The organism is Alteromonas sp. H02, from assembly GCF_059682525.1.
In genome coordinates this window covers 3423080-3436364 of record NZ_CM185021.1, presented here as the reverse complement: position 1 = coordinate 3436364, position 13285 = coordinate 3423080, and the positions used below count along the sequence as shown (strand labels likewise).

General features: G+C 46.9%; 14 protein-coding genes. 13 read left to right on the top strand and 1 reads right to left on the bottom strand.

What is annotated here, in order from left to right:
- The first annotated feature begins 76 nt into the window (after positions 1-76).
- The 12 genes from fadD (at position 77) to bphC (ending at position 11443) form a co-directional block, all read left to right on the top strand.
- Positions 77-1729, top strand: a complete 1653-nt coding sequence (gene fadD, locus AC566Q_RS15860; RefSeq protein ID WP_499607978.1) for a long-chain-fatty-acid--CoA ligase FadD — start codon at positions 77-79, stop codon at positions 1727-1729.
- A gap of 61 nt (positions 1730-1790) precedes the next feature.
- Entirely contained in the window at positions 1791-2945 is a 1155-nt protein-coding gene (gene rnd / locus AC566Q_RS15855; RefSeq protein WP_499607973.1) for a ribonuclease D, read from the top strand.
- An 8-nt stretch (positions 2946-2953) separates the two neighbouring features.
- A complete protein-coding gene (locus AC566Q_RS15850) occupies positions 2954-3244 on the top strand; it encodes a YcgL domain-containing protein (RefSeq protein WP_105935521.1) in 291 nt (96 codons plus the stop codon).
- A 10-nt stretch (positions 3245-3254) separates the two neighbouring features.
- A complete protein-coding gene (locus AC566Q_RS15845; protein WP_499607964.1) occupies positions 3255-4241 on the top strand; it encodes a lytic murein transglycosylase in 987 nt (328 codons plus the stop codon).
- A 1-nt stretch (position 4242) separates the two neighbouring features.
- The gene (locus AC566Q_RS15840) at positions 4243-4908 is read left to right on the top strand and encodes a fumarylacetoacetate hydrolase family protein (RefSeq protein ID WP_499607962.1); all 666 of its coding nucleotides are present in this window, start codon (positions 4243-4245) and stop codon (positions 4906-4908) included.
- A 1-nt stretch (position 4909) separates the two neighbouring features.
- The gene (locus AC566Q_RS15835; RefSeq protein WP_499607957.1) at positions 4910-5404 is read left to right on the top strand and encodes a YcgN family cysteine cluster protein; all 495 of its coding nucleotides are present in this window, start codon (positions 4910-4912) and stop codon (positions 5402-5404) included.
- An 83-nt stretch (positions 5405-5487) separates the two neighbouring features.
- On the top strand, positions 5488-5715 hold the full coding sequence (locus AC566Q_RS15830; RefSeq protein ID WP_499607955.1) for a hypothetical protein: 228 nt from the start codon (positions 5488-5490) through the stop codon (positions 5713-5715).
- 407 nt (positions 5716-6122) lie between these two features.
- Positions 6123-7654, top strand: a protein-coding gene (locus AC566Q_RS15825) for an IS3 family transposase (protein ID WP_499607952.1) whose coding sequence is annotated in 2 segments (ribosomal slippage) — positions 6123-6585 and positions 6585-7654 — 1533 coding nt in all. Because the reading frame shifts where the segments join, the coding sequence is not laid out codon by codon here.
- Positions 7655-7674: 20 nt separating this feature from the next.
- Entirely contained in the window at positions 7675-8994 is a 1320-nt protein-coding gene (locus AC566Q_RS15820) for a transposase (RefSeq protein ID WP_499607949.1), read from the top strand.
- Positions 8995-9220: 226 nt separating this feature from the next.
- Positions 9221-9475 carry an aromatic-ring-hydroxylating dioxygenase subunit beta gene (locus AC566Q_RS15815; protein WP_499607946.1) on the top strand — a complete coding sequence of 85 codons (255 nt, stop codon included), beginning with the start codon at positions 9221-9223 and terminating at the stop codon, positions 9473-9475.
- An 82-nt stretch (positions 9476-9557) separates the two neighbouring features.
- Positions 9558-10514, top strand: coding sequence for an IS1595-like element ISAma5 family transposase (locus tag AC566Q_RS15810; RefSeq protein ID WP_499607944.1), 957 nt, complete (start codon positions 9558-9560; stop codon positions 10512-10514).
- 32 nt (positions 10515-10546) lie between these two features.
- On the top strand, positions 10547-11443 hold the full coding sequence (gene bphC / locus AC566Q_RS15805; protein WP_499607941.1) for a biphenyl-2,3-diol 1,2-dioxygenase: 897 nt from the start codon (positions 10547-10549) through the stop codon (positions 11441-11443).
- A 67-nt stretch (positions 11444-11510) separates the two neighbouring features.
- Here bphC and AC566Q_RS15800 read toward each other — a convergent pair whose 3' ends face one another.
- The gene (locus AC566Q_RS15800; RefSeq protein ID WP_499607938.1) at positions 11511-11915 is read right to left on the bottom strand and encodes a group II truncated hemoglobin; all 405 of its coding nucleotides are present in this window, start codon (positions 11913-11915) and stop codon (positions 11511-11513) included.
- A 190-nt stretch (positions 11916-12105) separates the two neighbouring features.
- Between AC566Q_RS15800 and trpB the strand changes: the two genes are divergently transcribed.
- Positions 12106-13284 carry a tryptophan synthase subunit beta gene (gene trpB / locus AC566Q_RS15795; RefSeq protein WP_499607936.1) on the top strand — a complete coding sequence of 393 codons (1179 nt, stop codon included), beginning with the start codon at positions 12106-12108 and terminating at the stop codon, positions 13282-13284.
- Position 13285: the final 1 nt, after the last annotated feature.

Here is a 13285-nt window from a genome sequence, read left to right as displayed (position 1 = left end):
ACGTCAGACCAGTGGCTGACCCAGCAATGACACACAACAAGAACAATCGAAAGACTTAAGGTGACAGGAGAGCTTGGTGGAAAAAATCTGGCTTAATCATTATGACTCGAGAGTAGCACCGGAAATCGACCCGGACCGTTACGCTTCCATTATCGACATACTCGATGAGTCTGTAGCTAAATATGGTGACAAAACCGCCTATATTAATATGGGTCAGACAATCAGCTTCAGTGAGCTCGACAGCCTGTCCCGGCAATTCGCCGCGTACCTGATGAACAATGGCTTTAAGCCTGGTGATGCCATCGCGATCATGATGCCTAACCTGCTGCAGTATCCGGTTGCTCTGTTTGGCATCCTGCGTGCTGGCATGACCGTGGTAAACGTAAACCCGCTTTATACGGCGCGAGAATTAAAACACCAGCTTAACGACAGCCAGGCCAAAGCAATCGTTATCGTTGAAAACTTTGCGCATACGCTGGACAAAGTGGTGGCCGACACCGGTATTCAGGAAGTGTTACTGACGTCTCTGGCAGACATGCTGCCGGCACCAAAACGTTGGGTAGTCAACTTTGTGGTGAAGCACGTTAAAAAGATGGTGCCATCCTACAGCTTGTCCGGGGCCAAATCGTTTATGTCGGCACTGAAAGCCGGCGAAAAACTCACGTACGAGCGTCCTGAAATTAACAACCAGGACCTCGCTTTTCTCCAGTATACCGGTGGTACTACCGGAGTGTCGAAAGGCGCTATGCTCACTCATCGTAATATGATTGCCAACCTGGAGCAGGTGTCAGGGCTGTTATCAACGGTGATTACGCCGGGCAAAGATCTGGTGGTCACCGCTCTGCCGCTCTATCATATCTTTGCGCTACTGGCTAACTGCCTGTTATTCCTAAAGTTTGGCTGCCCTAACTTACTGATCACTAACCCCAAGGATATGCCAGGCTTTGTTAAAGAGCTGGAAAAATACCCCTTTGCCATTTTACCGGGCGTGAATACTTTATTTAACGGCTTACTCAATACTCCCGGGTTCAGCGATCTGGACTTTTCTAACTTTAAATTTGGTCTCGGCGGCGGTATGGCGGTGCAACGCCCGGTGGCTGAAAAGTGGCAGAAAGTGACTGGTACCGTGCTGCTGGAAGGCTACGGTTTAACCGAGTGTTCGCCTGTGGTGGCGGTTAACCCGCCGCAACTAGAAGCTTATAAAGGTGCTATTGGCTTACCTGTGCCCTCGACTGACATTATGCTGATAGATGACAACGGCAATGAAGTAGGGGTCGGAGAATCCGGTGAGCTATGGGTCAAAGGCCCACAGGTAATGAAAGGCTATTACAACCGTCCTCAAGCCAGTGATGAAATTCTCAAAGACGGCTGGTTGGCCACCGGCGATATCGCCCGTTGCGATGAAGAAGGATATTTCTACATTGTTGACCGGAAAAAGGATATGATTCTGGTATCCGGGTTTAACGTATTCCCGAATGAAATTGAAGAAGTGGCAGCAATGCATGATGCTGTACTTGAAGTCGCCGCCATTGGTGTTCCCCACGATGTAAGTGGAGAGGTGGTTAAACTCTTTATTGTCAGAAAAGATGATTCACTCACCGTTGAAGCCGTGATATCACACTGCCGTACGCATCTGACGGGGTATAAAGTCCCTAAACACGTAGAGTTTAAAGAAGAGCTACCAAAAACCAATGTCGGTAAAATTTTACGACGTGAACTACGAGACTAGGGCGCGTCGTCAGGCCCGAATTTTAAGAGTATAACCGGCCTAAGGCCGGTTTTTTTATTTTATGGATTATATTTATATACAGGATCAGGAAACCCTTGATGAGGTGTGTGCCAGAGCGGCACGCCAGCCGGCAATAGCGCTGGACACGGAGTTTGTCAGAACCCGCACGCTAACCCCCGAGCTTGGCCTGGTGCAGCTCTATGACGGACATCAACTGGTACTAATCGATCCGCTCGCGATCGATGATATGTCGTCGCTGGTCAGCCTGCTGACCAACCCGGATGTGATTAAGGTACTGCATTCCTGCTCAGAAGATTTAGAAGCCTTTCTGACCACCTATAACGAGGTACCAACGCCCATTTTCGACACCCAGTTTGCAGCCAGCCTGCTGGGCCTTGGCGCAACCATGGGCTATGCCCGGTTAATCGAAATGCTGCTGGAAACCGAACTGGAAAAAGGGGAGTCGCGCACTGACTGGCTGGCCCGCCCGTTAACTGACAAGCAATGCCGGTACGCCGCTGACGACGTGTTATACCTGCTACCCGCATTCCATCAACTCTACGATATGGTGAAAGCGAAGGGCAAGACAGACTGGGTGTTATCTGAATCAGCCTGTCTGGCTGACAAGAAAAAAGCCAGCCTGCCGCCTGAGTTTGCCTATTTGCAAATTAACAATGCCTGGCGTTTATCCAGCCAGCAACTCACCGTGCTGAAACACCTGGCCGCCTGGCGGGTTCGCCGGGCAAGAGAGCGCAATATGGCGCTAAACTTTGTGTTTAAAGAGCCGCACTTATATGAACTCGCGCTGCGTATGCCCCAGTCGAAATCGGCGCTTGCCCGTATACAGAGTTTAACGCCCCAGGAACGCCGCCTGAATCCTGATATTATTCTCAACGTAGTGAATGCCGGTTTACAGGAATTCGACAATACGCCACCGGGAGAACATATTGAGCGGATATCGCGCCTGATAGACTTTCCCGCGTATAAACAAACGCTTGCCAAGTTTAAGCACGCTGTAAGTGAAATTGCCGTGGAGCACGGCGTGACAGAAGAAGTGCTGGCCTCTAAAAAACAGCTCAATCAGCTGTTAAAATACAAATGGTTTAACGTTGATGAATGTCGCCTGATGGGCCTCAAACCCGACGTACTGACCGGATGGCGTGAACCCTTGTTCGCACCCGTAGTTAACGCGATATTACACGAAGAAAATAACTGATAAACACCATGTTGATTGCCGTTTATAAAACCGCTAAGAAAGAAGGGATGTACCTTTACGTTCCTAAAAAAGATGATTTTTCTGCCGTCCCTGAAGCGCTGATGAACCACTTTGGTCATCCACAGCTGGTGATGATGCTGCCAGTTCACAAACGTAAGGCGCTGGGCGTAGACAAACAGAAATTACTGGAAGCCATGGAGGAGCCAGGCTTTTATCTGCAAATGCCGCCTAAGGAAGAAAACTGGCTCGAGACTCATCGCACTGAGCTTGGCCTGTCACCCACATCACCTAAGTCTTAAGGGGCGATGTATGCGTAAATTATGCACCGTATTGTTGTGTGCGGGGCTGTTTTTCAGCCCTGTTTTTGCTCAGCAAGCCGATGAACAGCAAGAATTTGAACAGTACAAATCCCAGCTTAAAACCGACGCCATTGACGCCGGCTTTGGCCGCCAGTTTGTTGAGAACGTGTTTGCCACTATTTATTACCGGGCTACGGTGGTTAAGGCCGACAAAAACCAGCCTGAAACTAAAATGACGTTGGATAAATACCTCAAAACCCGGGTGCCGGACTGGAAAGTAAAACAGGCCGTAACCTTATTGGAAGAACATCAAACGTTGCTCAATCAGGTTGCGAAAGAATACGGTGTACAGCCAAGATTTATTGTGGCGCTATGGGGCAATGAGTCAAACTTCGGGCGTATTCAGGGCAGTTATCCGGTGCTTTCTGCGCTTGCCTCGCTGGCGTTTGAAGGCCGGCGGGAAGCGTTATTTAAAAAGCAGTTTATGGCGGCACTGACGATTTTACAGGAAGGCCATATTACGCTGAAAGATTTCAACGGCTCATGGGCCGGCGCTATGGGCCAGAGCCAGTTTATACCCACATCCTTTTTGCAATATGCGGTGGATTACGACGGTGATGGTCGCAAGGATATCTGGGGCACGCCGGCAGACGTTTTTGCCTCCATAGCTAACTTTCTGGCTTCCGAAGGCTGGCAGGATGATCAGACCTGGGGACGTCAGGTAAGTGTAAGCAGCGATTTCGACTACTCGCTGGCCGGACTGGATCGAGCTAAGTTTAAACCCCTGCCTTTCTGGCAGGAGCAGGGCGTTCGCCGTTTTAACGGAAACGATTTACCCCAGGTGGACATCAATGCTTCGCTGATTATGCCGGATGGTAAAAATGGCCGGATATATCTGGTTTATCAAAACTTCCATACGCTGATGAAGTGGAACCGGTCTAGCTATTTTGGTGTGTCTGTGAGTTACCTTTCAGAGCGCATCAAGCAGGGGAGATAATATGTATCAACATACTACTCTGGCAGGCGAGCGCATTGACCTGCCGGTTGGCAAGGTTGTTTGCGTGGGGCGTAACTACCTTGACCATATTCAGGAGCTCAACAACGAAGTCCCGGCTGAACCCTTGTTATTTATGAAGCCAGCGACGGCATTGTGCGAGATCAGCAAACCACTGGTTATCCCTGCCGACATGGGCGAGTGTCACAATGAGCTGGAAGTCGCGCTGTTAGTCGCTAAGCCTTTGCGTGAATGCAGTAACGAGCAAATCGCAGCTGATGCATTATATGGTGTTGGTCTGGCGCTTGATTTAACGCTGCGGGACGTACAGCAAAAACTGAAAGACAAAGGTCAGCCCTGGGAGCGCGCCAAGGCTTTTGACGGGGCATGCCCGGTGAGTAGCTTTACGCCGCTGGATGGTTCTGCCGAACTCGATAACCTCGACTTTTCCCTGACAATAAACGGCGAAGTCCGTCAGCAGGGCAATTCCAAGATGATGATGCGTGATGCCTTATCGTTGCTATGCGCTATCTCTGAAGTGTTTACACTACAACCCGGCGATATCGTGCTTACCGGCACCCCAAAAGGCGTAGGGCCTTTGCATCAGGGTGATAATCTGCAATTAAAGATGGCGCCGTGGTTTGACATTCATACGCGGGTAGGGGAATAAGGTGGAAGACCGTTTTTGGGAAACCAAGTCACTCGATGACATGAGCCGTGAAGAATGGGAAGCGATTTGTGATGGCTGTGCCAAGTGTTGCCTGCACAAGTTCATCGACGACGATGATGCCGTGGAAGCTGCGCCTACTGATTACATGGAACATCACGAAACCATTCATTACACCAGTATCGCCTGTGATTTGCTTAATACCAAAACCTGCAGTTGCACACGTTATACTGAGCGTCAGCAATTGGTACCGGATTGCGTAAAACTAACGAAGGAAAACCTCAAGGATATTTTCTTTATGCCCACCAGCTGCGCTTACCGGCGCCTGCACGAAGGTCGTGGCTTGCCGTCCTGGCATCCGCTGCTTAATCGTGGCAAGAAGACGGCAATGCACCGGGAAGGGATGTCGGTGCGCGGTAAGACGGTGCCCGAATCAGAAGCTGATTTGGACAACTTCGAAGAGTATATCGCTATCTGGCCATTGGAAGACCTCGATTAGGGCCAGTAATGGCGTTCATCGATTAAATTGGTCAGCACTGGCAGATTTTGCTATCACTGGTAATAACACAAAGGAGTGTCGTTATGCCCTATAAAATTAATTTCTTCGCCCGTCCCATTGACTCGGACTATCGGTTGAACTGGGAAAGTCTGCTAATTGAGCTATCGTTGGCGGTTATTTGCACGACCATGGCTTTCTATGGCTGGGACAAAGGCATGCTATTGATGGCGTATCCGGCAGGATTTGTTGCCCTGATGTGTTTTGGTCTGGTTAGTTATGCCCTGATTAGCTTTATACGCTCCAGGCTTTAAACATAAACCTCTGTTACGACCACTTTATATCTACTTGTTTAGCTTTAAAGCAGTTTCATTTATTGGTAAGAAACGTTCATCGTGATAATGGTTTCCCAGGGGCGGCTTTGTACGTTTTTCGGACCTTGAGACTATAAATTTCCCACCCTATTGATCAGTAGATTTACATTAAAATCATATACACACTGTGATGCCAATTCAAGATAAAGGCGCCATTGCTAGTAACTCACTCTCATACCTATAAACGACATCGTCCAGAGCAGACGTTACTGTATCAATTGGTCGAACGCCACTACTGCATGTTCCGGCCCATTCCGATCACCCATTTCGAACCGAACCCCCTGTGTCAGGATAGTTGTCGCCTCAGTTTTTCATAGTATTAGACAGGGTGCGGAAGTTAGGCATGAGTGAGACATTATCCAGAAGAACATAAAAAGGCAGTGGTTAGTAAGTTGATTGAAAGCGGTTTATCATTACGCCAGTTTGCGCAAAGAGAAGGTATTAGCCTGTCTACGTTGTATGGTTGGCGGGACAAGTATACAGAGGCCGATTTCAGTTTGACTAAAAGTAATACGCCAGAGAATTGGACCGCAGAGCAGAAGTTTTCTGCGGTGATAGAGACTGCTGCCATGTCGGAAGTTGAGGTAAGTGAATACTGCCGGAAAAAGGGCCTTTTCCCGGAGCAAATCCAGCAATGGAAACATAGCTGTATCTCCGGTAATCAATCCGAGGCGGATAAGCGTAAACAGCAGGCCCAGGAACGTAAAGCGGATAAGAAACGCATTAAAGAGCTGGAAAGAGAGTTAAAACGCAAAGACGCAGCGTTAGCCGAAACTGCTGCGCTTCTGGTGCTTAGAAAAAAGTTAAATGCCTACTGGGGGGAAGACGAGGACAACTAACCACGTTCTCAGATAGGCAATACTATATTTCACTGATTGATGAAGCCGTTAGTGCGGGGGCCAGAAAGCACAAAGCCTGTGGCATCATCGGCTTATCCCTGCGCACGTTACAACGATGGCGGGACGCGGATGGAATTTGTGCAGATAAGCGCCCGGAGGCGAGCAGGCCGACGCCTGCAAATAAGCTAACTGAGATAGAACAACAAGCCATTTTGGATATCTGCAATGAAGAGCGGTTTGCCAGTCTGCCGCCCAGTCAGATTGTGCCCATGTTGGCCGATGAGGGAGTTTATCTGGGTTCGGAATCCAGCTTTTACCGTATATTGAAAGCCAATAATCAGCTTAGCCACAGAGGCAAAGCAAAACCCAAAGGTACACTGGCAAAACCTGATGGATTTACGGCTACGGGTCCCTGTGAAGTGTGGACCTGGGATATATCGTACTGCCCCTCTACGGTCATTGGTCGGTTCTTTTATCTGTACATGATAATGGATATTTTTAGCCGTAAAGTTGTGGGATGGGAAGTGTATGATTGCGAGTCTGGTGATCATGCCGCTAACCTCTTGGAACGCACGCTATGGTCTGAGAAATGCGTGAATGACGAGATAATCTTACATTCTGATAATGGCAGTCCGATGAAGAGCCTGACCATGCAAGCTAAGATGATTGAAATGGGCGTTATCGGCTCACGTAGCCGTCCCGGTGTCAGTAATGACAACCCTTACTCAGAATCTCTGTTCCGCACAGTCAAATACTGCCATAGATGGCCGAGTGAAGGCTTTAAGTCGCTGGAGGAAGCGCGAGCCTGGGTGCGAGATTTTGTCCGCTGGTATAACACCGAACATCGCCATAGCCGCATAAGATTCGTTACCCCAGAGCAGCGACACAAAGGTGAAGACCAACAGATACTGGCAAAGCGCACTGAGTTATATGCCGAGGCAAAAGTGAGAAATCCAAGTCGTTGGTCTGGTGAAACCAGAAACTGGGATAAGATCGGAAGCGTAGAGCTAAATCCGGAGAATAAAAAAGAAGCAGCTTAACAGCTCAGGCGACAACTACCTTGAAAAACGCCGTTTGTGACGACTGCAAGCATGAGAAACTGCTGGCGTTCAGCTGCAAACGCAGGGGATTTTGCCCAAGTTGCGGTGCAAGAAGGATGGCAGAAAGTGCCAAGTTGTTAGTTGAAGATGTTCTTCACGGTTACCCTGTACGCCAATGGGTATTGTGTTTACCCATCCCGCTTCGTCTACTTCTAGCTAGGTATCCCAAACACTTAAGTAAAATCATGCAAATCATTCATCGTGCTATTTCTTGCGATATTGTGCATCGGGCTGGGTATCTTAAGAAGCAAGCAAACACAGGAGCGGTGACTTACATTCAGCGATTTGGTAGTGCACTGAATCTCAATATTCACTTTCACATGCTCTTTTTGGAAGGCGTTATCACTCAGGAGTGTGGACAGTCCAAATTCAAGTGCGTTAAAGCACCAAACCACAATGATATGGAAACCCTCGTGAATGTCATTAGCCATCGCATCGCGACCTACTTGGAGAAGGCCGGGCTCGTTCAACGGGATATGGACAACACATTTCTCGATTTACCCATGGATGACGAAGATAGTTTACTGCCCTTGCAAGCAGCCTCTGTCAATTACCGCATTGCTGTAGGACCAGATACAGGCAAAAAAGTCTTTGCCTTGCAAACCTTACCTGCCAAAGACGAACAACATTACGGTCAATTAGCTCAAATAAACGGTTTTAGCTTACACGCTGGGGTGTTTGCAGACAGCCATCAAACTGACAAACTGGAAAGGCTATGCAGATATATCTCAAGGCCAGCGTTAAGCGAGCAACGATTGAGTCTAACCGATTCAGGAAAAGTAAGATATCAACTGAAAACTCCCTATCAAGACGGTACCACACATGTCTTTTTTACTCCCTTGGATTTCATAGGCAAGCTCGCGGCACTGGTGCCAGTGCCGAGGCTAAACCTTACGAGGTTTTATGGCGTGTTTGCTCCCAATGCTAAGGTGCGTGCCGAGGTAACGGCTTCACAACGCGGTAAGAATAGCCCTCGCTTAGCAGAGCATCTGAAAGATTCAGATAAACCATACCATGCGCGAAGCATGTCGTGGGCACAAAGGTTAAAAAGAGTATTCAATATTGACATCACAGTCTGTGAGGCTTGTGAAAAAACCAACGTCAAAATTATTACTTGTATTACGGATCCGGCTGTTATCCATAAGATTTTGGCGCACCTTGACAAGCAGACTCTTCTTGAAGCAAAAAACGATTCTCTAATGCCGCCACTTCGAGCTCCACCAGCCACAGCCTCATTCAGTGACTACATCATTCAACGCGACTTCGATTTTGGCGCATGAAGCACAAAAAACAGACCATCACTTGAACATGCAACATGTTGAGGTAAGGGCTTTCACATATCTCATTGCGGATTTCAGTACCAAAGACCAGTTATATTGCGTCTATCTTGATGACAACTACTTCACTGATTCCTGAAAAGTACCCATTTGACACACGTGCAACTGGCCTTAAATACAGCTGACACAGTGGGTAGTACATAGCGTTAATATTTCTTATACTCTATGGATGGAGAACCCACCTTCATCTGTTCGTTATTTAATTACTAATGTACAGGCATTTCACACAGATCATGCGGAGGAGCTTGTAGTTTTAAGTAATTTTGTTATTGTGAGGAATCGTTCTCAATTGGAGCATTCTGAACATGTAGGGTGCCGAAGAGATGTTCTACGCAAAGTGGGTGACGGTTTTCAACTGGTAAGTCGAAAAATTACTCTGGATGCTAGAGTAACGGAAGATAAGAACTTGTATATATTTTTCTGATAAATTAAGTGTTAATTTTTTAGGCTATGTTCTGCTAAATTGTTGCTACACTGTATATGAATACAGTTATTGAGGGTTGATCATGATCCCAGCACAATTTACAAAGCTTATAGCCGAGTTAGAACACTTAACAAATAGTCAAACCCGTTATGTTGAGAAGCTGCTGAAAGGCACTGATAGCGTCTCACAGTTGATAACAGAGCTTGAGGAGCGGATGGTTGAAAACCCTGAATGTCCGCACTGCCATAGCTCACTGATCAATCGGCACGGCAAGGTAAACAAGATGCAGCGTTATCGCTGCAAGAACTGCGGCAAAACCTTTGTAGCGACAACGGCGACACCGCTAGCTCGACTGAGGTACAAAGAGCTTTGGTTAGAATATATTCGCTGTATGCTGGACAGTAAGCCATTGCGTAAATGTGCCGAAGAATGTGGTCTCCACCTTGAAACATCGTTCAGGTGGCGGCATCGATTCCTAGCGCTACCATCAGCACTGAAGGCGAGCAAACTAGAAGGTATTATCGAGGCTGACGAAACACTTTTTCCCTACTCAGAGAAAGGCTCAAAACGGATGACTCGTCAGCCCCGCAAAAGAGGGATGAAAGCGAAAAAACGAGGGCGTTCAAAAGATGACTGGGTGCCCGTTTTAACGGTCAGAGACAGAGCCAAGAATACATATGAGGCCGTTGTGCCAAGTGTTACATCGGCAACTCTGCATCAGGAGCTAGCAGGAAAATTAGAGAAAGACAGTGTGTTATGTAGTGATGGATATAAGCCCTACATAGCTCTTTCTGAGAAAAATGATTTAATACACAAGCGCTTAGACGTGGCGGGAGGTGTTAAGGTGATAGATAAAGTCTTTCATATTCAAAATGTTAACGCCTATCACAGTCGTCTGAAAGCGTGGATAAAACGGTTTCACGGAGTAGCCACAAAATACCTAGAACATTACCTTGGTTGGTTCAGGTTTATGGATAACCCAGAAAACCTTAACGGAAACAGGCTCTTTTCGATTCAACAACAGTTAATCCGAACATAGCCATTTTTTATATTAAAAAGAGGATTTAAGTAATGGTAAAAGTAACAGAGTTGGGTTACATGGGTTTTAACGTCACAGATTTGGACGCCTGGAGAGAATACGCGACTAAATGTGTAGGGCTGGAAATTGAAGAAGGTGATCGAGATGATCGTTTTTATTTAAGAATGGATAATCAGCATCACCGTTTTGTCATCCATCAATCAGATGAAGATGATTTAGCTTATGCCGGCTGGCGTGTCAAAGGCTTTGAAGAATTTAAAGCCATGCAACAGCATTTAAAAGATAACGGCATTGATTTCCGTGTGGCGTCTGAAGAAGAGTGTGAGGAACGTTTTGTGCTTGGTTTGCTTAAGCTGGAAGACCCATCTGGCAATCCAACAGAAATTTTTTATAGCCCGCAAATGGATGTCATGAAGCCCTTTCACCCCGGACGTCCAATGTACGGGAAGTTCTTGACCGGTGATCAAGGTATCGGACATTTTATTATCCGCTCTATGGACGACGAGGCGACCTATAATTTTTATTCGACCTTAGGCCTTGTTGGTTCTGTTGAATATAAAATCAAGTTGCCAAACGGCATGATTGCAAAACCTGTATTTATGCATTGTAATGATCGCCAGCACTCATTGGCATTTGGTTTGGGCCCAATGGAAAAGCGTATTAATCATTTGATGCTTGAGTACACAGAGTTAGATGATTTAGGTATTGCTCATGATACAGCACGTAGAGAAGGGATTGATGTGGCAATGCAGCTTGGTAAGCATTCAAATGACCAAGCATATACATTCTACTTTGCGACACCATCAGGCTGGTTGCTGGAATTGGGTCACGGTGCACGTGAGGCAATGAGAGACCAAGAGCACTACACGGGAGATATCTTTGGCCATAAGCCTGAAGCAACAGGCTATGGAATGAACATCGATATTTAAGTGCCGTTCGCTTGAGTTAAAAAAGGGCGCACTATGCAGTGCGCCCTTTTTGTATCTCTTGTAACGTTTAGTGATTCAATAAGGTATCGCAAATACGCTGGAAAGCTGGGGTCAACATGTCACGATACTTAGCGTCAATCCCAACGTCCTGCATGGCTTTCTTCATGCAATGCATCCAGGCATCAGAGGCTTTTTGATCAATTTTATAGGGCTGGTGCTGTTTAGTGATGCAGGGGCTGCCGTGTTTGGCGACAAACAAGGGTGGGCCGCCTAGCCAGCCGGATAGGTATTCAAATAAACCTTGTCGAATATCAGATAAATCCTCTTTATGCATGGCTCTAATGACTTTTGCTTCATCGTCAGAGTCCATAATATCGTAGAACCGGTTAACCAGGTTGCGAACCCCCTCTTCTCCACCAATCCAGTGATACATGGTCGTTTGCTGCTCGGTTTTCTGGGTTGCTTCAGTCATTCTTTTTCCTATGATGTTTTTTAACAATTACTGTCGCATTATGATGAAATGTCGACCATGATCCAAATCAAATTTTGTAAACAAACAGCGTAAAGGGGTGTCTTGCCATCTTGAGTCGTCGGTAATACAGTAGCTTATTGAGAAAAGCTTAAAAAAAGAGGAGAAGCGCGTGAAGTATAATGGGATCCCCATGCCAGATGAACATGGTTATTTTGGAGAATACGGCGGGCAGATTATCCCGCCTGACTTGGTCGTTATCATGAATGAGATTAAAGCGGCTTATCAGGAGATTTCGAAAACCGAGGCTTTTCAAAACGAACTAAATGATTTGTATGTTCATTACGTGGGACGTCCCAGTCCTATTTTTTATGCAAAGCGACTAACAGAGACGTTAGGCGGGGCAAAAATCTTTCTAAAAAGAGAGGATTTAAATCACACGGGTGCGCATAAGATTAACCATTGTCTTGGTGAGGCACTGTTGGCAAAGCACATGGGTAAAACCAAGGTCATTGCAGAAACTGGGGCGGGTCAGCATGGCGTTGCGTTGGCAACGGCTTGTGCCTTGGTGGGTATCGATTGTGAAATTCATATGGGTGAGGTGGACATAGAAAAAGAACACCCAAATGTGACAAAAATGAAAATCCTGGGTTGTACTTTGGTGCCCGTAAGTCGTGGAACGCGGACTCTAAAAGACGCTGTAGACAGTGCTTTTGAGGAATACTTAAAAGACCCGGTAAATTTTATTTATGCGATTGGCTCAGTCGTCGGGCCTCACCCCTTCCCCATGATGGTCAGGGACTTTCAAAGTATTGTGGGCAAAGAAGCGCGAGCACAGTTTCTTGAGGAACAAGGGGTTTTACCTGATGTGATCACTGCTTGTGTTGGCGGTGGCTCAAATGCCATTGGTTTGTTTTCAGCGTTTTTAGATGATGAAGCGGTAAGCATCGTGGGTGTCGAGCCAGCTGGCCGGGGTTTAGATACAAAAGACCATGCGGCTACGATGAGTCAGGGCGTTAAAGGCGCTTTACATGGTTTTGAGTGTTATAACTTGCAGGATGAGTCTGGAGAGCCCTTGCCGGTCTATTCCATTGCGTCAGGATTAGATTACCCAGGCGTTGGTCCTCAGCATTGCTTGTTAAAAGACTTAGGGCGAGCTGAATACGTTGCGATAGATGATGAAGACTGTCTCGATGCTTTTATGACATTGTCGAGAGTAGAGGGTATCATCCCGGCATTAGAAAGTGCACATGCAGTGGCGTATGCCATGAAAAAAGCCAAAACCATGGAGTCAACAAAAAGTATTTTGGTTAATCTTTCTGGTCGAGGTGATAAGGATGCGGATTTTGTTGCTGAAAAATTAGGTTTATAAA